Annotated in this window: 19 protein-coding genes, 1 tRNA gene and 2 pseudogenes; 18 read left to right on the top strand and 4 right to left on the bottom strand. The window is 61.8% G+C overall.

What is annotated here, in order from left to right; all coding sequences use genetic code 11:
* The first annotated feature begins 124 nt into the window (after positions 1 to 124).
* The 17 genes from APH27_RS21830 to APH27_RS21750 all read left to right on the top strand — a co-directional run bounded on the left by APH27_RS21830 (position 125) and on the right by APH27_RS21750 (position 13,051).
* Entirely contained in the window at positions 125 to 451 is a 327-nt protein-coding gene (locus tag APH27_RS21830; protein WP_033696464.1) for a ribbon-helix-helix domain-containing protein, read from the top strand.
* Positions 452 to 543: 92 nt separating this feature from the next.
* Positions 544 to 765, top strand: coding sequence for an FmdB family zinc ribbon protein (locus APH27_RS21825; protein WP_027919960.1), 222 nt, complete (start codon positions 544 to 546; stop codon positions 763 to 765).
* Positions 766 to 859: 94 nt separating this feature from the next.
* Complete coding sequence (aspS, locus tag APH27_RS21820; protein ID WP_027919959.1) at positions 860 to 2,635, top strand: aspartate--tRNA ligase; 1,776 nt, start codon at positions 860 to 862, stop codon at positions 2,633 to 2,635.
* Between the two features lie 109 nt (positions 2,636 to 2,744).
* Positions 2,745 to 3,491 (top strand): YebC/PmpR family DNA-binding transcriptional regulator, encoded by a 747-nt coding sequence (locus APH27_RS21815; protein WP_027919958.1) that lies wholly within the window; start codon positions 2,745 to 2,747, stop codon positions 3,489 to 3,491.
* 140 nt (positions 3,492 to 3,631) lie between these two features.
* A complete protein-coding gene (gene ruvC / locus APH27_RS21810) occupies positions 3,632 to 4,156 on the top strand; it encodes a crossover junction endodeoxyribonuclease RuvC (protein ID WP_027919957.1) in 525 nt (174 codons plus the stop codon).
* Between the two features lie 109 nt (positions 4,157 to 4,265).
* Positions 4,266 to 4,883, top strand: coding sequence for a Holliday junction branch migration protein RuvA (gene ruvA, locus APH27_RS21805; RefSeq protein WP_027919956.1), 618 nt, complete (start codon positions 4,266 to 4,268; stop codon positions 4,881 to 4,883).
* Entirely contained in the window at positions 4,880 to 5,926 is a 1,047-nt protein-coding gene (gene ruvB, locus APH27_RS21800) for a Holliday junction branch migration DNA helicase RuvB (protein WP_027919955.1), read from the top strand. The genes ruvA and ruvB overlap by 4 nt, the downstream gene beginning before the upstream one ends.
* Positions 5,927 to 6,051: 125 nt before the next feature.
* Positions 6,052 to 6,504, top strand: a complete 453-nt coding sequence (gene ybgC / locus APH27_RS21795; protein ID WP_027919954.1) for a tol-pal system-associated acyl-CoA thioesterase — start codon at positions 6,052 to 6,054, stop codon at positions 6,502 to 6,504.
* A gap of 2 nt (positions 6,505 to 6,506) precedes the next feature.
* Positions 6,507 to 7,202 carry a protein TolQ gene (gene tolQ, locus APH27_RS21790; RefSeq protein WP_027919953.1) on the top strand — a complete coding sequence of 232 codons (696 nt, stop codon included), beginning with the start codon at positions 6,507 to 6,509 and terminating at the stop codon, positions 7,200 to 7,202.
* A 14-nt stretch (positions 7,203 to 7,216) separates the two neighbouring features.
* Positions 7,217 to 7,669, top strand: coding sequence for a protein TolR (tolR, locus tag APH27_RS21785; protein WP_008090221.1), 453 nt, complete (start codon positions 7,217 to 7,219; stop codon positions 7,667 to 7,669).
* On the top strand, positions 7,669 to 8,745 hold the full coding sequence (gene tolA / locus APH27_RS21780) for a cell envelope integrity protein TolA (RefSeq protein ID WP_060485891.1): 1,077 nt from the start codon (positions 7,669 to 7,671) through the stop codon (positions 8,743 to 8,745). Before tolR ends, tolA begins: the two co-directional genes overlap by 1 nt.
* A 17-nt stretch (positions 8,746 to 8,762) precedes the next feature.
* A complete protein-coding gene (gene tolB / locus APH27_RS21775; RefSeq protein WP_177331705.1) occupies positions 8,763 to 10,043 on the top strand; it encodes a Tol-Pal system beta propeller repeat protein TolB in 1,281 nt (426 codons plus the stop codon).
* 54 nt (positions 10,044 to 10,097) lie between these two features.
* Positions 10,098 to 10,595, top strand: a complete 498-nt coding sequence (pal, locus tag APH27_RS21770) for a peptidoglycan-associated lipoprotein Pal (protein WP_023381906.1) — start codon at positions 10,098 to 10,100, stop codon at positions 10,593 to 10,595.
* Between the two features lie 6 nt (positions 10,596 to 10,601).
* On the top strand, positions 10,602 to 11,417 hold the full coding sequence (gene ybgF / locus APH27_RS21765) for a tol-pal system protein YbgF (protein WP_027919950.1): 816 nt from the start codon (positions 10,602 to 10,604) through the stop codon (positions 11,415 to 11,417).
* Positions 11,418 to 11,575: 158 nt separating this feature from the next.
* Complete coding sequence (queE, locus tag APH27_RS21760; protein ID WP_027919949.1) at positions 11,576 to 12,223, top strand: 7-carboxy-7-deazaguanine synthase QueE; 648 nt, start codon at positions 11,576 to 11,578, stop codon at positions 12,221 to 12,223.
* 16 nt (positions 12,224 to 12,239) lie between these two features.
* Positions 12,240 to 12,914 (top strand): 7-cyano-7-deazaguanine synthase QueC, encoded by a 675-nt coding sequence (queC, locus tag APH27_RS21755; protein ID WP_027919948.1) that lies wholly within the window; start codon positions 12,240 to 12,242, stop codon positions 12,912 to 12,914.
* Between the two features lie 61 nt (positions 12,915 to 12,975).
* Positions 12,976 to 13,051: transfer RNA gene (locus APH27_RS21750), tRNA-Lys, on the top strand.
* 123 nt (positions 13,052 to 13,174) lie between these two features.
* Here the strand turns inward: APH27_RS21750 and APH27_RS21745 are convergent.
* The 4 genes and pseudogenes from APH27_RS21745 to APH27_RS21735 all read right to left on the bottom strand — a co-directional run bounded on the left by APH27_RS21745 (position 13,175) and on the right by APH27_RS21735 (position 17,766).
* A complete protein-coding gene (locus APH27_RS21745; RefSeq protein ID WP_060485890.1) occupies positions 13,175 to 14,134 on the bottom strand; it encodes a cation diffusion facilitator family transporter in 960 nt (319 codons plus the stop codon).
* Between the two features lie 146 nt (positions 14,135 to 14,280).
* Positions 14,281 to 14,817, bottom strand: a pseudogene (locus APH27_RS27255) (methyl-accepting chemotaxis protein); the annotation flags it as partial.
* Positions 14,818 to 15,138: 321 nt separating this feature from the next.
* A pseudogene (locus tag APH27_RS27250) lies at positions 15,139 to 15,840 on the bottom strand (HAMP domain-containing protein); the annotation flags it as partial.
* A gap of 573 nt (positions 15,841 to 16,413) precedes the next feature.
* The gene (locus APH27_RS21735) at positions 16,414 to 17,766 is read right to left on the bottom strand and encodes an APC family permease (protein WP_027919945.1); all 1,353 of its coding nucleotides are present in this window, start codon (positions 17,764 to 17,766) and stop codon (positions 16,414 to 16,416) included.
* Positions 17,767 to 18,250: 484 nt separating this feature from the next.
* Here APH27_RS21735 and APH27_RS21730 point away from each other — a divergent pair, with 484 nt between their 5' ends.
* A complete protein-coding gene (locus APH27_RS21730) occupies positions 18,251 to 19,759 on the top strand; it encodes a YdgA family protein (protein ID WP_060485888.1) in 1,509 nt (502 codons plus the stop codon).
* The last annotated feature ends 107 nt before the right edge of the window (positions 19,760 to 19,866 follow it).

The raw sequence follows: 19,866 nt of genomic DNA, 5'->3' as shown, positions 1-19,866 counted from the left end.
AGGGCCCGGCTGAATCCATTTCAGTCGGGCCTTTTCGTTTCTGCGGGAAGGTTTTGCCGCTGCTTCGAACGCTTCGCTCAGCGCTTCATTGGGCCCCAGTTGATTGAGCTGAGGAAGTGGCGCGATGCAAGCGACCAAGTGTGCGATAGGAACGGGGCGTTGGCCCGGCAAGCAGTGCGTCGACCCGTTCAAGGCCGATTTCGACATGTTGCAGACTCAGCCCGTGTCGCGCTCGGTGCGGTTGAATGGTTTTTCCACCTGTCTGCGCCTGGAGGCAGTGTATTGGGGTATCCTCGAGAAGATTGCCGCAGCGAACCAGTGCTCGATCAGTGCCGTGCTGTCTTATGTCGACCGCGAAGTGCACCTGCGTCAGGGTGGGGTGCGCAACTTCAGTGGGCTGATCCGGGTGATCTGTGTCGCCTGGCTGCTCGATCCGCCGAGTGCACGCTGATCGCCCGGCGGGCTGCGCAGTGTCGGTTAACCATATATAATCCCGCTTTTTGCTGCCCCGGCAGCCAGCGTTGTGGTTGACGAGAGACGTTCATGCCCCTTTATGACTATCAATGTGCTTCCTGCGATCACCGGATGGAGGCGCTGCAGAAGATCAGCGCCGCGCCGCTGACCGACTGCCCGGCCTGTCAGGCGCCGGCATTGAAGAAACTGCTGTCGGTCCCCGGTTTTCGCCTGAGTGGCAATGGCTGGTACGAAACCGACTTCAAGACCGGGGCGAAAAAGAACCTGGCAGGCGGCGACAAGGCCGACTGAGTTGAATTGCAGTAGCCGGGTCTTGCAGTATTAGCCCTCCGGGCGGCCAAGGCCTCCAACGAATACACGAATCACGAGAAGCGAAACCACCATCATGATGCGCAGCCATTATTGCGGCCAACTGAACGAGAGCCTGGACGGCCAGGAAGTCACCCTTTGCGGCTGGGTCCATCGTCGCCGCGACCACGGCGGGGTGATCTTCCTCGACATCCGTGACCGCGAAGGCATGGCCCAGGTCGTGTTCGACCCGGATCGCGCCGAAACCTTCGCCGCCGCCGACCGCGTGCGCAGCGAGTATGTCGTGCAGATCACCGGCAAGGTGCGCAAGCGCCCGGACGGCGCGGTTAACGCCAACATGGCGTCCGGTGCCATCGAGATCCTCGGCTATCAGCTGAACGTGCTCAACGAAGCGGAAACCCCACCGTTCCCGCTGAACGAATACTCCGATGTCGGCGAGGAGACCCGCCTGCGTTACCGCTTCATCGACCTGCGTCGCCCGGAAATGGCCGACAAGCTGCGTCTGCGTTCGCGCATCACCAGCAGCATCCGTCGCTTCCTCGATGAAAACGGCTTCCTCGACGTCGAAACTCCGATCCTCACCCGTGCCACCCCTGAAGGCGCGCGTGACTACCTGGTGCCGAGCCGTACCCACGCGGGCAGCTTCTTTGCCCTGCCGCAGTCGCCTCAGCTGTTCAAGCAGCTGCTGATGGTTGCCGGTTTCGACCGCTACTACCAGATCGCCAAGTGCTTCCGTGACGAAGACCTGCGTGCTGACCGCCAGCCGGAATTCACCCAGATCGACATCGAGACCAGCTTCCTCGACGAAGCCGAGATCATGGGCCTCACCGAGAGCATGATCCGCAAGCTGTTCAAGGAAGTGCTGGACCTGGAATTCGGCGAATTCCCGCACATGACCTTCGAAGAGGCCATGCGCCGCTACGGTTCCGACAAGCCTGACCTGCGTATCCCGCTCGAACTGGTCGACGTTGCCGACCAGCTGAAAGACGTAGACTTCAAGGTCTTTGCCGGCCCGGCCAACGATCCGAAGTGCCGCGTCACCGCCCTGCGCCTGCCAGGCGGTGCCAGCATGCCGCGCAGCAAGATCGACGAGTACACCAAGTTCGTCGGCATCTACGGTGCCAAGGGCCTGGCCTACATCAAGGTCAACGAGCGCGCCAAAGGCGTCGAGGGCCTGCAGTCGCCGATCGTCAAGAACATCCCTGAAGCCAACCTCAACAACATCCTCGATCGCGTTGGCGCTGTCGATGGTGACATCGTGTTCTTCGGTGCCGACAAGTTCAAGGTCGTCAGCGAAGCCCTGGGCGCGCTGCGTATCCGCCTGGGCCACGATTTCGAGCTGCTGACCTGCGAGTGGGCGCCGATGTGGGTTGTCGACTTCCCGATGTTCGAAGAGAACGAAGACGGCAGCTTCACCGCGCTGCACCACCCGTTCACCGCGCCGAAGTGCACTCCGGAAGAGCTCGAGGCCAACCCGGCCACCGCGCTGTCCCGTGCCTACGACATGGTCCTGAACGGTACCGAGCTGGGTGGCGGTTCGATCCGTATCCACCGCAAGGAAATGCAGCAAGCGGTATTCCGCCTGCTGGGCATCGAGGCAGAGGAACAGGAAGAGAAGTTCGGCTTCCTGCTCGACGCGCTGAAGTTCGGTGCGCCGCCTCACGGTGGCCTGGCCTTCGGCCTGGACCGCCTGGTCATGCTGATGACCGGCGCCCAATCGATCCGTGAAGTGATCGCCTTCCCGAAAACCCAGAGCGCCGCGTGCGTCATGACCCAGGCCCCTGGTATGGTCGACGCCAAGGCCCTGCGCGAGCTGCACATTCGTCTGCGCGAGCAGACCAAGGTCGAGTAATCGGCCCCGGGCGCATCCCGGCGGGTGCGCCCCGGCGCTTCGGCGCAGTATTTCCACGTTCCGCCCTTCGGGGCGGAACCTGTTTCTGTTTCAAGGATTCGGAGTCGTTATGGCTGGTCATTCCAAGTGGGCGAACATCAAGCACCGCAAAGAGCGCCAGGATGCCAAGAGAGGCAAGATCTTCACCAAGTGGATCCGCGAGCTGACCGTTGCCGCCAAGCAAGGTGGTGCCGACCCAGGCTCCAACCCGCGCCTGCGTTTGGCGCTGGACAAGGCCCTGGGCGCCAACATGAGCCGCGACATCATCGATCGCGCCGTGGCCCGTGGTGCTGGCACCAACGAAAGCGACAACGTCGAAGAGCTCAGCTACGAAGGTTACGGCCCGGGTGGCGTGGCGATCATGGTCGAGGCCATGACCGACAACCGTAACCGCACCGCTGCCGCCGTGCGCCATGCCTTTACCAAGTGTGGCGGCAACCTTGGCACCGACGGCTCGGTGGCCTATCTGTTCGAGCGCAAGGGGCAGATCAGCTTCGCCCCGGGCATCGACGAAGATGCCTTGATGGAAGCCGCGATGGAGGCCGATGCCGACGACGTGGTGGCCAACGACGATGGCTCATTCGAGGTGTTCACCTCGTTCAACAGTTTCTACGCCGTGCGTAACGCGCTGGAAGAGGCGGGCTTCAAGGCCGCCGATGCAGAGATCGTCATGCAACCGACCACCAGTGCCGAGCTGGATCAGGAGGGCGCCGAGAAGGTGCTCAAGCTGATCGATATGCTCGAAGACCTGGACGACGTGCAGAACGTCTACTCCAATGCACAGATCTCCGACGAGATCATGGAAAAACTCGGCTAAGATTTTGCGCTTGGCTTACAGGGCTTTTTCGCGGGCAAGCCCGCTCTCACAGGTATTGCACCCGGTTCAAATGCGGTGCGATTTCTGTGAGAGCGGGCTTGCCCGTGAATAGGCCGGTACATTTTGAACTCGCAGGCGCTATGACTCTGATTCTTGGTATCGACCCCGGCTCGCGCATCACCGGCTACGGTGTGGTTCGCCAGACCGCCCGTGGTTGCGAGTACGTGGCGTCGGGCTGTATCCGCACCGGCAGCGGTGAGTTGCCCGAGCGGTTACAGATCGTCTTTCGCGGTGTCAGTGAAATCATCGCCCAGCACGGTCCAGTGACCATGGGCATCGAGCGGGTGTTCATGGCGCGCAACGCCGACTCTGCGCTCAAACTCGGCCAGGCTCGCGGCGCAGCCATCGTTGCCGCTGCAGAAGCCGGCCTGGAAATCGCAGAGTACAGTGCCAGTCAGGTCAAGCAGGCAGTCGCCGGTAGCGGTGGGGCGAACAAGGAGCAGGTGATGCTGATGGTCATGCATTTGCTCAAGTTGACCCAGAAGCCACAGATCGACGCCTCCGACGCCCTGGCCATCGCCATGTGCCATGCCCATACCCGCTCCAGCCTGGTGCCCCACGGCCTGGCCACGGCGCGCCGACGCGGCGGGCGCTTGCGTCTGTAAGCGCTTCATGAGCTGATACATATTTTGTTCGGGTGAAACGTTCACCTGGCGCATTTGCTGATAGGGTTGAGCGGTCTTCGACCGGCTCCCCGAGAGGAAGGATCGGAACGTGATTGGACGTTTGCGCGGCACCCTGGCGGAAAAACAGCCGCCACACCTGATTATCGACGTCAACGGCGTGGGCTATGAGCTGGAAGTGCCGATGACGACCCTGTATCGCCTGCCCAAGGTCGGCGAGCCGGTTACCGTGCACACCCACCTGGTGGTGCGCGAAGACGCTCACTTGCTCTACGGCTTTGCCGAGAAGCGCGAGCGCGAACTGTTTCGCGAGCTGATCCGCCTTAATGGCGTGGGTCCGAAGCTGGCGCTGGCGCTGATGTCCGGCCTCGAAGTGGACGAGCTGGTGCGCTGCGTGCAGGCCCAGGACGCTTCGGTTCTGGTGCGCGTGCCCGGGGTCGGCAAGAAAACCGCCGAGCGCCTGCTGGTCGAGCTCAAGGACCGCTTCAAGGCCTGGGAAACCTCCCCAGCCATGTTCACCCTGGTCTCCGATGGCCCGCTGCCGGTGGCCAGCGAGTCCTCCGCCGAGGCCGACGCAGTCAGTGCTCTGGTGTCCCTGGGCTACAAGCCGCAGGAAGCGAGCAAGGCCATTGCCGCAATCAAGGACAAGGCCGGCCTGAGCAGTGAAGAGCTCATTCGTCGCAGCCTTAAAGGGATGATTACCAAGTGATCGAAGCCGACCGCCTGATCGCCGCCAGTGGCCGCGACCGTGAAGAAGTCCAGGACCGTGCGATCCGCCCGTTGCGCCTGGACGAATACATCGGCCAGCCGGTGGTACGCGAGCAGATGGCGTTGTTCATCCAGGCGGCGCGGGGGCGTGGCGAGTCGCTCGACCACACGCTGATTTTCGGCCCGCCCGGGCTGGGCAAGACCACCCTGGCCAATATCATCGCCCACGAAATGGGCGTGTCGGTAAAAAGCACCTCGGGGCCGATCCTCGAACGGCCGGGCGACCTGGCAGCGATGCTGACCAATCTCGAGCCGCACGATGTACTGTTCATCGATGAAATTCACCGCCTGTCCCCGGTGGTCGAGGAAGTGCTGTATCCGGCGATGGAGGACTTTCAGCTCGACATCATGATCGGCGAAGGCCCCGCGGCCCGTTCGATCAAGCTCGACTTGCCGCCGTTCACCCTGGTTGGCGCCACTACTCGCGCCGGCATGCTCACCAACCCGTTGCGTGACCGCTTCGGTATCGTCCAGCGCCTGGAGTTCTACAGCGACAAGGACCTGGCAACCATCGTCAGTCGTTCGGCCAACATCCTTGGCCTGGCCATCGAGGACCACGGCGCCTACGAGATCGCCCGTCGCGCCCGCGGCACGCCACGTATCGCCAACCGCCTGCTGCGGCGGGTGCGCGACTACGCCGAAGTGCGCGGCAAGGGCCAGATTACCAAGGCCGTGGCCGACATGGCGCTGAATCTGCTGGACGTCGATGAGCGCGGCTTCGACCATTCCGACCGTCGCCTGCTGCTGACCATGATCGAGAAGTTCGACGGTGGCCCGGTGGGGGTGGACAACCTGGCTGCGGCCATCAGCGAGGAGCGGCACACCATCGAGGATGTGCTTGAGCCCTACCTGATCCAGCAGGGTTACATCATGCGCACGCCGCGTGGCCGTGTGGTTACCCGGCACGCCTATCTGCACTTTGGCCTGAACGTGCCTGGCAGCCTGGGCGGCGCGGGTGAATTTTCCGAGCCAGGCGATGAATGACAGATCAAAACCGGCTTTTCGTGGTCCTACCGCTGGCATGCCCATGGTGCGCTGGCAATACGACATTAATGAAGAAAAAACAGTTGCCGCAGCGGATTGGCAAGCTGAGGAGTAAGCACTAGAGTATGCGCGCGCTAAAAGGCCTGGAACCGTTCGCACACCGTTGTCGTGTCTATTACGAGGATACCGATGCCGGTGGCGTGGTGTATTACGTCAATTACCTGAAATTCATGGAGCGCGCGCGCACCGAGCGCCTGCGGCATCTGGGTTTTTCCCAGGCGCAACTGGCCGAGGACAATCTGCTGTTCGTGGTTCATTCCAGTGAAGCCCGCTATCACGCGCCGGCACGTCTGGACGACGAGCTGAGGGTCACCGCGCAAGTACTTGAACTCAATCGCGCCAGCCTGCGCTTCGTGCAGCAGGTCTGGCGGGAAAAAGATGAAACGCTGCTCTGTGAGGGGCAGTTCCTGGTGGCCGCCGTGCGCGCCGACACTTTCAAACCCCGAGCCATACCTCCGGAACTGCGCGATGCCTTTGCGGCGGACGGCTCGGGTAATCAATCGAACGCAGGAGAATAAGCGTGGAAGCTAACGTCGTCGACCATACCTCCATGTGGAGTCTGGTCAGCAATGCCAGCGTGGTGGTACAGCTGGTAATGCTGACCCTGGTGGCCGCCTCGGTCACCTCATGGATCATGATCTTCCAGCGCAGCACCATGCTGCGCGCCGGTCGTCGTGCGCTGGATGCCTTCGAGGAGCGCTTCTGGTCGGGTATCGACCTGTCCAAGCTGTATCGTCAGGCAGGCAGCAACCCGGACCCGGATTCCGGTGTGGAGCAGGTTTTCCGCGCCGGCTTCAAAGAGTTTTCGCGCCTGCGCCAGCAGCCGGGTGTGGACCCGGACGCGGTCATGGAAGGTGTGGCGCGAGCCATGCGCGTTGCCATCTCGCGTGAAGAGGAAAAACTCGAGCAGAGCCTGCCGTTCCTTGCCACTGTCGGTTCGACCAGCCCGTACATCGGCCTGTTCGGTACCGTATGGGGCATCATGAACTCGTTCCGCGGCCTGGCCAGCGCACAGCAGGCCACCCTGGCCACTGTTGCCCCCGGTATCGCCGAGGCGCTGGTGGCCACCGCCATCGGCCTGTTCGCGGCCATCCCTGCCGTTATTGCCTACAACCGCTTTGCTGCACGCAGCGAAGTGCTGATCGGCCGTTACTACACCTTCGCCGACGAGTTCCAGGCGATCCTGCACCGCAAAGTGCACACCAGCGAAGAGTAATCAGGTAGAAGCCCATGGCCCGAGTTCGCCACAAACGCAAGCCCGTCGCCGAGATGAACGTGGTGCCCTACATCGACGTGATGCTGGTGCTGCTGGTCATCTTCATGGTGACGGCGCCCATGCTCAACCAGGGCGTGAAGGTCGACCTGCCCAAGGTTTCCAGCGAAGCCTTGCCGCAGGACAACAACGTCCAGATCCTCACCATCTCCATCAAGGCCGACAAGACCTACTACTGGAACCTCGGTAGCGAAGTCGATACCGACAAGCAGATGGACAAGGCCATGACCTTGCCGGACATGACCAGCGCAGTGACCAAGATCATTGCCGCCGGTCGCGACCAGGGCAAGCAGACCCAGGTCTTCATTCGTGGCGACAAGGCTGTCGACTACGGCGCCGTCATGGGCGCCATGGGCGGGTTGCAGAAGGCCGGTGTCGGTAACGTTGGCCTGATTACCGAGGCGCCCTGATGCAACAGCGAGAGCCATCCGCCTCGGAAAGCTACTTCTGGCCCAGTGTCTGGGCCATCGGCCTGCATGTGCTGGTGTTCGCCTTGCTGTTCGTCAGCTTTGCCATGACGCCTGAACTGCCGCCTTCCAAGCCGATCGTTCAGGCTACGCTGTATCAGCTCAAGTCGAAGAGCCAGGCGACCACCCAGACCAATCAGAAGATTGCCGGGGAAGCGAAGAAAACCGCCTCGCGCCAGACTGAAGTCGAGCAGCTGGAGCAGAAGAAGGTCGAGCAGGAGGCCATCAAGGCCGCGGAACAAAAGAAAGCCGATGCCGCTCAAAAGGCTGAGGAAGCGCGCGAAGCCGCCGAGGCGAAGAAGGCCGAGGAAGCTGCGAAAGCTGCTGAAGCCAAGAAAGCCGCCGAGTCCAAGAAGGCTGAAGAGGCGAAGAAGGCCGCCGAGAAGCAGCAGGCCGACATCGCCAAGAAGAAGGCCGAGGAAGAGGCGAAAAAGCAGGCTGAGGAAGAAGCCAAGAAAAAAGCAGCCGAGGAGGCCAAGAAGCAGGCCGCCGAGGACGCGAAGAAGAAAGCAGCCGAGGACGCCAAGAAGAAAGCGGCGTCCGAGGAAGCGAAGAAGAAGGCAGCTGAAGAGGCCAAGAAAAAGGCCGCTGCAGATGCTCAGAAGAAGAAGGCACAGGAAGCGGCCCGCAAGTCGGCGGAAGACAAGAAAGCTCAGGCCCTGGCCGAGCTGTTGTCCGACACCACCGAGCGGCAGCAGGCCTTGGCTGACGAGCAGGGTGACCAGGTGGCCGGCGACTTCGACGACCTGATCCGTATGCGCGCGGCCGAGGGTTGGGCTCGTCCGCCTTCCGCGCGTAAGGGCATGACGGTGACCCTGCAGGTCAACATGTTGCCGGACGGCACCATCACCGGTGTCAGCGTGATCAAGTCCAGTGGCGATGGTCCGTTCGACAGTTCGGCGGTGGCAGCAGTGAAGAACATTGGTCGTTTGACCGAGATGCAGGGTATGAAGCCGAGCGATTTCAACCGTTATCGTTCGTTCAAGATGACATTTACACCTGAGGATCTAGCGTTGTGATTAAACTCCTTCGAGGAATGCTGGTCATGCTCTGCTGCGTGGCCGGCATGGCCATGGCAGAGGAAAAGAACATCCTGGTCACCAGCGGCAGCGATCGGGCCACGCCCATCGCGGTAGTGCCGTTCGGTCTGCAGGGTGGCAGTGTGCTGCCAGAAGACATGGCCGACATCATCGGCAACGACCTGCGCAACTCGGGCTACTATTCGCCGATTCCGCGTCAGAACATGATCAGCCAGCCGACCCAGGGCAGCGAAGTCATCTTCCGTGACTGGAAAGCGCTGGGTGCCCAGTACGTGATGGTCGGCAGCATCGTGCCGTCCGGCGGTCGCTTGCAGGTGCAGTACGCACTGTTCAACGTCGCCACCGAGCAGCAAGTGCTGACCGGCAGCGTGGCGGGCAGCACCGACCAGTTGCGCGACATGGCGCACTACATTGCCGACCAGTCGTTCGAAAAGCTCACCGGCATCAAGGGTGCGTTCTCTACCCGCATGCTGTACGTGACTGCCGAGCGCTTCTCCACCAACAACACCCGCTACACCCTGCAGCGTTCGGACTACGACGGTGCCCGTGCGGTGACCTTGCTGCAGTCGCGTGAGCCGATCCTGTCGCCACGCTTTGCGCCGGATGGCAAGCGTATCGCCTATGTTTCGTTCGAGCAGAAGCGCCCGCGCATCTTCGTGCAGAACATCGATACTGGCCGCCGCGAGCAGGTGACCAACTTCGAAGGCCTGAACGGCGCACCAGCCTGGTCGCCTGATGGTTCGCGCCTGGCGTTCGTGCTGTCCAAGGACGGCAACCCGGACATCTACGTGATGAACGTGGCCTCGCGCCAGATCAGCCGCGTAACCGCCGGCCCGGGTATCAACACCGAACCGTTCTGGGGCAAGGATGGCAACACCCTGTACTTCACCTCCGACCGTGGCGGCAAGCCACAGATCTACAAGCAGTCGGTCAGTGGCGGTGGTGCCGAGCGTGTGACGTTCGTGGGTAACTACAACGCCAACCCGAAACTGTCGGCGGACGAAAAGACCTTGGTCATGATCCATCGCCAGCAGGGTTTCACCAACTTTAAGGTGGCGGCACAGGACTTGCAGCGCGGAAGTGTAAAGATTCTCTCGGAAACGAGTCTTGATGAGTCGCCCACTGTCGCGCCCAACGGCACCATGCTAATCTACGCCACCCGCCAGCAGGGCCGGGGAGTCTTGATGCTCGTGTCGCTTAACGGCCGTGTGAGGCTCCCACTTCCTACCGCTCAAGGCGAAGTCAGAGAACCGTCCTGGTCCCCTTACCTGAACTGATTGCGGCGTAACACGTTTTGCTTAACACACTGGGGTTTCATTAGGAGTTTCACGATGGAAATGCTGAAGTTTGGTAAATTTGCTGCGCTGGCTCTGGCCATGGCCGTAGCTGTAGGTTGCTCCTCGAAAGGCGGTGACAACGCTGGTGAAGGCGCTGTTGATCCGAACGCTGGCTACGGTGCCAACACTGGCGCTGTTGACGGCTCCCTGAGCGAAGAAGCTGCCCTGCGCGCAATCACCACCTTCTACTTCGAATACGACAGCTCGGACCTGAAGCCAGAAGCCATGCGCGCTCTGGACGTTCACGCCAAGGACCTGAAAGCCAACGGCAACCGCGTTGTCCTGGAAGGCAACACCGACGAGCGCGGCACCCGCGAGTACAACATGGCTCTGGGTGAGCGTCGTGCGAAAGCCGTTCAGCGCTACCTGGTTCTGCAGGGCGTTTCCCCTGCTCAGCTGGAACTGGTCTCCTACGGCGAAGAGCGTCCAGTTGCCACCGGCAACGACGAGCAGTCCTGGGCTCAGAACCGTCGCGTAGAACTGCGTAAGTAAGTTCTTATGCGTATGTGCCGTCGTGCTGTAACCGTCCTCGCACTCAGCCTTCCGCTTTCGGCGTGGGCTGCGGTTCCTGTAGTTGATGACAACGGGGGTGCTTACCCACCTTCCGGTTATGGCACGAGCGGCGCCTATGCCGGCGCAGGGGCTTCGGCCCCTGCCTCGGCACAGGGCCAGCTGTTCATGCAGCTGCAACAGATGCAGGATCAACTTTCCCGTCAGCAAGGCATCATCGAAGAGTTGCAGAACGATGTGTCGCGCATGAAGCAGGAAAACCTGGAGCGTTACCAGGATCTTGATCGTCGCATCAACAGTGGTGGCGCGCCTGCCGCGACCCCAGACAATTCCTCCACCGGTGGTGCACCCGATGCCGCCGCCGGTGCCGCAGCAGGCGCCGCTGGCGCTGCTGCACAGCAACCGGCCGCCAATAGCGAGCCCGGTGATCCGGCGAAAGAAAAGCTCTATTACGATGCAGCTTTCGACCTGATCAAGCAGAAGGACTTCGACAAGGCCAGCCAGGCGTTCAACGCCTTCCTGCGCAAGTACCCGAACAGCCAGTACGCCGGCAACGCGCAATACTGGCTGGGTGAGGTGAACCTGGCCAAGGGCGACCTGCCCGCTGCCAGCCAAGCCTTCGCTCAGGTCAGCCAGAAGTACCCCAAGCACAGCAAGGTGCCCGATTCGCTGTACAAGCTGGCTGACGTCGAGCGCCGCATGGGCCACACCGACAAGGTCAAGGGCATCCTGCAGCAAGTCATCACCCAGTACCCCGGCACGTCCGCCGCGCAACTGGCGCAACGCGACCTGCAGAAGCTCTAAGCTGCACCTTTGCAAGAAACCCGCGCCCGCCGCGGGTTTTTTCGTTAGAATCACGTCCCTTTTTTATAAACACGCTGTAGCGGATAACGCCATGTCGAGTCCGCGACAGTGCCTGACGGAGGCGGACAGCCTGTTTAGCTGTCACGCCCGTGGCGAGCATGCAAGACACATTACGCATCACCGAAGTCTTTTACTCTTTGCAGGGTGAAACACGAACGGCTGGGCTGCCCACGGTTTTCGTGCGCCTGACCGGTTGCCCCCTGCGCTGCCAGTACTGCGACAGTGCCTACGCCTTCACCGGCGGTACCATTCGCACCCTCGATTCGATCCTTGAGCAGGTGGCCGGCTTCAAGCCGCGTTATGTCTGCGTTACCGGTGGCGAGCCATTGGCCCAGCCGAACGCCTTGCCGCTGCTGCAGCGCCTGTGCGATGCCGGCTACGAGGTCTCGCTGGAAACCAGTGGCGCCCTCGATATTTCTGGTACCGACGTGCGCGTCAGCCGTGTGGTCGATCTCAAGACCCCTGGCTCGGAAGAGTCGCACCGCAACCGCTACGAGAACATCGAGCAGCTGACCCGCAACGACCAGGTCAAGTTCGTCATCTGTTCCCGCGAGGACTATGACTGGGCGGTGTCCAAGCTGATCCAGTACAACCTGGCCGAACGCGCTGGCGAAGTGCTGTTCTCGCCTAGCCACCATCAGGTGAGTGCCACCGACCTGGCCGACTGGATCGTTGCCGACAACCTGCCCGTACGCTTCCAGCTGCAGTTGCACAAGCTGCTGTGGAACGACGAACCTGGACGTTGATTGAGGAGTGAAAGAGATGACTGAGAAACGCGCGGTAATCCTGCTGTCCGGCGGCCTCGATTCGGCCACGGTCGTGGCCATGGCCAAGGCCGAAGGCTACAGCTGCTACACCATGAGCTTCGACTACGGCCAGCGCCATCGTGCCGAATTGAACGCTGCGGCACGTGTCGCCCGCGACCTGGGCGTGGTCGAACACAAGGTCATCGGCCTCAACCTCGATGGCATCGGCGGCTCGGCCCTGACCGACAGCAGCATCGATGTGCCGGAGACTCCGGGTGAGGGCATCCCGGTGACCTACGTGCCGGCCCGCAACACCGTGTTCCTGTCGCTGGCCCTGGGCTGGGCGGAAGTATTGGAAGCGCGTGACATCTTCATCGGTGTCAACGCCGTGGACTATTCCGGTTACCCGGATTGCCGCCCAGCGTTCGTCGAGGCCTTCGAGCGCATGGCCAACCTGGCCACCAAGGCGGGTGTCGAAGGGCAGGGCTTCCGCATCCAAGCCCCGCTGCAGAACATGAGCAAGGCGCAGATCGTGCAAGCGGGCATGGCCCGTGGCGTGGATTACAGCCTGACGGTTTCCTGCTACCAGGCCAATGATGAAGGCCAGGCGTGCGGAAAGTGCGACAGTTGCCGCCTGCGTGCCGATGGTTTCAAGGCGGCGGGTGTGCAGGACCCGACGCATTACTTCTGATAAAAGGTTGGCCAGGGTATTGATTTCTCGTTAGAAATCAGTATTATACGCGCCATCCAACGGGTCGTTAGCTCAGTTGGTAGAGCAGTTGGCTTTTAACCAATTGGTCGTAGGTTCGAATCCTACACGACCCACCATACTCAGTAAGACAAAGCCCGCTACCAGAAATGGTCGCGGGCTTTGTCGTTTCCGGCTGCGCGCAAGGCCTCGTGGGAGCTGGCTCGCGGGTGATTGTGGGGCGCGAAGCGCCCCGCCTTCGATTATTCAGCCCACTCAGGATCACCAGTAAACACCACGGTAATCCAGCGATCCGGCCCTTCGCCGCCTACCGCATCACCGATTTCATTGCGCCACGCATCCCATTCATCAATGGTTTTCGCGGCCATGGTCTTGGGTACGATGAAATACAGTTCGATCTCCCGCGAGCGCCCGACCTTGGCCACATAGGCCCTGTACGACTGCAAGCCGTGACGCGCCACGAATGCGCGCGCCACCTCGTCCACGTGCAGTTTCAGGTCGCCGGGTGTCACCAGGAAGATTTCCGACAGCGCCTGACGCACTACCGACAGCGGTAGTGGAATGATCACCAGGCACACCAAGGCCAATACTGCCGGGTCGATGTAAGGCGATACCCACTCCCACTGCGTGCCTTGAACCGCGTAGCCGAAGCAGAAGGCGATCAGCAGGGCGGCGGTGATGCTGGCCGACATTACCCAGCCTTTCACGTCCATGCGCACGAAGTCCGACTTCAGTTTGCGGTTGGCACGGTCCTCGACCACGGCGATGGTCGCGCAGGCGATCACGGTCAGCAGTGCGTAGACCATGGCGATGCCGAACTCCAGGTGTCGGCCACCCTGCAGCAGGCTGCTGACCGCGTTGATCAACGCGTAGATGGCGACGCCGCTGAGCAGGATGCCGTTGAGTGCGAGCACCATCGGTTCCAGGTGCCAGAAGCCCATGGTGAAGCGCTCACGCAGCTTGCGCGAGAGTTGCAGGCTGGTGGCGTGCGAGGTGATCAGTTTGACCACTACCAGTGAAAGCCCGCTCATGCTGGCGTCGACCAGCGAGTAGACGCCATCGAAGACAATCGAGAACGAGCCGGAGGCCAGGCCGAAGCCGATACCGATGGTGGCGATGAACAAGGTGACGGCGATCGAGGTACGTAACAGGCCCTGTTCGCTGGTTAAATCGAAGAAAGAAGATCGAGGTGTGGTTTGCATAACGTAAGCTCAGTAAGACGACGTTGCTCTTCGGGGCCTGTGCCGGCTTCTTCGCGGGCAAGCCCGCTCCCACTGTGATATCACAAGCCTTGAGTGACGCGCTGTGCTTGTGGGAGCGGGCTTGCCCGCGAAGAGGCCCTTACAGGCTAGACGCGAAACTGTTCCATCAATGCCTGTTGCTGGTTGGCCAGTCTGTTCAGGGCCTGACTGATTCGCGCCGATTCATCGGCCTGCCCGGACAGCGACTCGGTCACGTCGCGAATGCCGGCGACGTTGCGGTTCACTTCCTCTGCCACCGCACTCTGTTCCTCGGCCGCCGAGGCAATCTGCAGGTTCATGTCGCTGATCACTGCCACGGCCTCACCGATGCGTTCCAGTGCGGGCAACGCCTGCTCCATGCGAGTGGCGCTGGCCTGGGCCTGGCGCTGGCCTTCATGCATGGCGCCGACCACGTCCTGGGTGCCTTGCTGCAGCCCTTCGATTACCTGGCGAATCTCTTCTACCGACACCTGGGTGCGCTGGGCCAGGCTGCGCACTTCGTCGGCGACCACGGCAAAACCACGCCCGGCTTCGCCTGCACGCGCGGCTTCGATGGCGGCATTGAGGGCCAGCAGGTTGGTCTGCTCGGCAATCGCGCGGATCACTTCGAGCACCGAGCCGATCTTCTCACTGCGCTGCTCCAGCGCGCGGGCCTCGTCCATGGCGACGTCCATGCCAGTGGCCAACTGGTCGATGGTCTGGCGGGTGCTGGCGATCAGTTGCAGGCCCTCACGGCTGGCCTGATCGGCGCCACGTGCAGCCTGGGCCGCCTGTGCAGCGTTGTGGGCAACATCCTGGGCGGTGGCGCTCATTTCGTTGGCAGCGGTGGCAACCTGTTCGATTTCCCGTTGCTGCTGCTGCATGCCATTACTGGTCTGGCTGGCGATGGCGGCGGACTGGTCGGCGGTGCCGCGGGCTTCGAGCAGTGAGCCTTTGACCTGGGCGATCACCGGTTGCAGCTTGTCGAGGAAGCGGTTGAACCAGCCCGTCAGCTGGCCCAGTTCGTCCTGGCGGGCGTAGTCCAGGCGACGGGTCAGGTCACCTTCGCCGCTGGCGATGTCTTCCAGGCGCGCGGCCACGGCGAGGATAGGGCGGGTAACGCCACGTGCGGTCAGCCATACCAGCAGCAGGCCGATGATCGCCGCGCCCAGGCCGATCAGCAGGCTGGTCAGGTTGGCGCTCTGGTTATGGGTGTCCAGGCGCTGGTTGAGGGCGAGTGCGGGCGCTTGCAGCACCGCTTCGGGCAGTTCCAGTTGCACTTGCCAGGGCTTGGCGTCAGGGATCGGCGCAAACGGCCGTGTCACGCGCAGCAGGCCCTGATCCACTTCCTTGTCCAGTGGCTGGCCCAGCCTGCTGGCGTCACGGCTGTGCCCGGCAAGCAGGCCGGCAGCGCTGACGATGCTGACCTGGCCCTTGCCGTCGAACAGTTCCTGGCGGCCATCCAGGCTCAGTTGCTGGAGGTTGTTCAGGCCGATGTCCAGGCCGACCACGCCCACGACCTTGCCGTTATCCAGCAGCGGCAGGGCGATGCTGGTCATCAGCACCTGATGACCATTGACCTCGTCGAGGTAGGGCTCGAGCACGCAGGCCCTGGCGGTTTCCTGCGGGCAGGTCAGCCAGCGGTTCTTGGCCAGGCCGTTGGTGCCGGGGCTGTTGTCGCCCAACATCGACTCTGGCATCGCTTCCAGTTCCAGGGTGCCTGGGCTGGGCTGCGACCAGTACAGCGAGAAGCGTCCGCTTTCGTTGCTGCCGCTGTTCTCCTGGCCGATGAACTGGCTATCCAGGTGGTCCAGCGCATTGGGCTGGAACACCAGGTACAGGCCGATCACGTCCGGGTTGCCGGCAAGGCTGGCGTGGGCTTGGCGGGTCAGTTCGGCGCGCAGGTCGCTGCCGCCCTTGGTCTTGAGCACCTGGACCAGGCGGGCGAACCCGTTGCCGTACTGGTAGGCGTCCATGAAATAGCGCTGGATGCGCAACGCCTGGGTCTCGGCGTGGGCTTGCAGGCGCAGGCGCGCGCTGTGTTCGAGCATTTCGGTATTGGCCTGGTTGACCAACGCTGCGCTACGCCGTGATTGAGCCAGTGAGCTGGCGACCAGCAAGGCGACGATGGCCAGCAAGCAAAGGCCGGCGAGCAGGGTGATCTTCCATTGAATGGAGAGGCGGCGCAGCGGCATCTGGGCATTCCTTTTCGAACAAGAACAACGCCCGCGTTCAGGCGCGGGCGTTGTTGGTGGCTAGTGTCATTCAGCGACGTAGTTCGGTGGTGCGACACGGAAGGCTTTGGTCAGCCAGGCCAGGTGTATCAGCCCCGCGACTGCCCACAGGCCGCCGAATATCAACGAATGTTCGTTGAGGTCAAGCCAGAGCTTGGCGATGATGCAGAAGCCGATGGTTGGCAGGATCAGGTACTTCATCTTGTTGGCCAGCCCCTGGCGATTGCCCTCGCGCAGGTAGCAGTGGCTGATCACCGACAGGTTGACGAAGCTGAACGCTACCAGCGCGCCGAAGTTGATGATCGAGGTGGCGGTGACCAGGTCGAAGAAGATCGCCGAGAGGGCAATCACGCCGACCACGGCAATGTTCACTACCGGAGTCTTGTAGCGCGGATGCAGGCGGGCGAACACGCCGCTCGGGATCACATTGTCGCGGCCCATCACGTACAACAGGCGCGATACGCTGGTCTGCGAAGCCAGGCCCGAGGCGATGGTGTTGATCACCGTGCAGGCGATGAAGATCGACTGGAACAGCTTGCCACCGACGTACAGGGCGATTTCCGGCAGTGCCGCTTCTGGGTCATGGAAGCGAGCGTTGGTCGGGAAGTACGCCTGCATGAAGTACGACACACCGATGAACACGACGCCACCGATCAGGGCGGTGAGGAAGATCGCACGCGGAATGATCTTGCCCGGATCCTTGGTTTCTTCGGACAGGCAAGTCACTGCGTCAAAGCCCAGGAACGAGAAGCACAGGATGGTTGCGCCGGCTGCCAGGGCGCTGAGCTGCGTCTGCGAGTCGGCGAAAGGCGTCAGGCTCCAGGTGGTCCCCAGCCCTTCGCCCTGGTCCAGCCCGCGTACGCACAGGTAGATGAACACCGACATGATCATCAGCTGCACGATCACGAACAGCAGGTTGAAATGCGCGACCAGGTTGATGCTGCGCATGTTGATCAGGCTGATCAGGGTGACGAAGCCGGCCACCCACATCCACGCTGGCACCTCGGGGAACATGGCCGAAAGGTAGAGCTTGGCCAGCAGCGCGTTGACCATGGGCAGCAACAGGTAATCAAGCAGCGAAGACCAGCCGACCAGGAAACCCACGTGCGGGTTGATGGCGCGTTGGGTATAGGTATAGGCCGAGCCGGACTGCGGGAAGCGGCGTACCAGTGTGCCGTAACTCACGGCGGTGAACAGGACGCCGGCCAGGGCCAGCAGGTAGGCGCTGGGAACGTGGCCAGAGGTAATGCCGGACACGATGCCGAAAGTGTCGAACACGGTCATCGGCGTGAGGTACGCCAGGCCGATGATGACTACGTGCCAGAGGCGCAGGGATTTACGGAATTGGCCGTTGCCGGTGGCGTTGTGGTCATGCTGCATGCTGGTGTGGCTCCATGTTGTTCACCTTTTTTGTTCGGAGCAGAGATAGGCGCGTGCTAGGCGCCGACGTCAGGCTGGCAGTGCCTTGGCGAGGAGGTTGAAGCGTGCGGGCAGGGGCATCCGAGCATCATGACGGCGCGACTTTTTCTTCTTCGTGGATCGGGCGCTGGGCGAGGTGGTGAAAATAAAAAACGATTGGTAGGGAGGCGTCAAGTTAAACATGACAAGATGTTGCGAAATTGAAATATTTATCGGTTAAACGGCCTGTATGTTCGGTTTTTGCGCGGTTTTTTGCGGTTTCGATCGACTTGAATGTCCGTAAAAATTAACAAGTCTGAAGTTGAGAGCACGCTTGTCGGATGCTTCCTAATCATAGGATTTCGTCACCGCAGCCATCACCTGACCAGGCGCCGGGTGATATTCTTCGGCCCTTGTGCGGCTATCGCCGCGAACCTGCCCATATGGACATCGATCGGTTCTATTCATGAAGAAATCAGTAGGTATCCTTTCCGGCCTGGCCATCGCCATAGCCGTCGTCACTACCGCTGGCGCCTGGTACACCGGCAAGCAGTTGCCTGCGGAGCTGGACAACGCCGTCAGCCGCAGCAACGAGCAGCTCAAGAAGGCCCTGGTCAACTATGGCGGCAGCATGACTGTCGAACTGGTCTCGCTCGATCAGCATTTCTTCAGCAGCACGGCACAGTACCGGCTCAAGGCCAAGGACATCAATCTTGGCCATGGCGAAGTGGTCAGTTTCGACCTTGGCATGACCGACCAGATAGAGCATGGCCCGTTCCCCTGGTCGCGGGTCAAGGCACTGAAGCTGATGCCGGTGCTGGCCGCGAGCAACAGCAGCCTGCAGAAGGACGACCTCACCGCGCCGTGGTTCGCTGCTGCAGGCGGGCAGTCGCCGATCAGCGCGCACACCAGCCTGGGCTTCTCGGGCAACGTCGACAGCAACATCACTGTGGCGCCGCTCAAGCACACCGAGGCCAACGGCAGCACCCTGGACTTCTCGGGCATGTCGCTGGAGGTCAGCGGTGACCAGGAAGGCAAGGCGTCGAAGTTCCATGGCAGCGCGGATCGTTTCGAAATCAAGTTGGTCGGCGAGGACCATCCGCCGGCCACTTTCGAACTGTCGGGCCTGAAGGTCGGCGGCAACCTGGCAGCCAGCAAGCATGACGCCGTGTACGTCGGCAACGTCGACCTGCTGCTGGCCGAGGCCAAAGCGACCTTGGGGGCCAAGCAACAGGTGCTGGTGCTCAAGGGCCTTGAACAGAACGTCCTGCAGACACTGGATGGCCCGGACACCGTGGGTGGCCGCGTGGATTACCGAGTGGCAGACATCACCTGGGACGGCCGTGCGGTTGGCAGCGCGCAGATGGGTGTGAGCATCAAGTCGCTCAACGCGCCGGCCTTGCAGTCGCTGTCCAAGTGGTACCAGGCCCACCTGCCGGAGTTCGAGGCGGCGCAGGCTGCGGGCCAGCCGGTGCCGGAAATCCAGATGGACGAGGCGGAAAAAGCCAGGTTCCACGGCGATCTGCAGCAGTTGCTGGCTTCCAGGCCCAAGCTGGCCATCGAGAACCTGGCGTTCCGCACTGCCAATGGCGAGAGCCGTTTCGACCTGTCGATGGATTTCGCCAGCCCCGCCTCGTTCGACCTGCCACCTGACCAGTTGAGCAAGCAGCTGATCACCGAGGTGAAGAGCAAGCTGTCGTTGTCCAAGCCGATGATCGGTGACCTGGCGACGTTGCAGGCGCTGCTGGAGGGGCAGACCGATGCCCAGGTGATTGCCGCGCAATCGAGCCAGGCCGGGGAGATGGTCGGCATGATGGCGCTGCAGAGCGGCATGGCCACCGTACAGGGCAACGATGTTGTGTCGAGCCTGCACTATGCCGACGGCATGGTCGATTTCAACGGCAAGAAGATGACCGTCGAACAGTTCGCCATGCTGTTGGCGGCGCACTTTGCCGCGATGCAGCCGCAGGGCTGACGCCAAACTGGTGTTGGCCTCTTCGCGGCTGAAGCCGCTCCTACAGGTAAAACGCTGCTCTCAGGTCCAGCGCTGATCCTGTGGGAGCGGCTGAAGCCGCTCCTACA

Source organism: Pseudomonas sp. NBRC 111123 (genome assembly GCF_001320205.1).
GTDB classification, from domain to species: domain Bacteria; phylum Pseudomonadota; class Gammaproteobacteria; order Pseudomonadales; family Pseudomonadaceae; genus Aquipseudomonas; species Aquipseudomonas putida_J.
The sequence above is the reverse complement of the archived record's forward strand: the minus strand, read 5'-3'. Positions and strand labels throughout refer to the sequence as shown.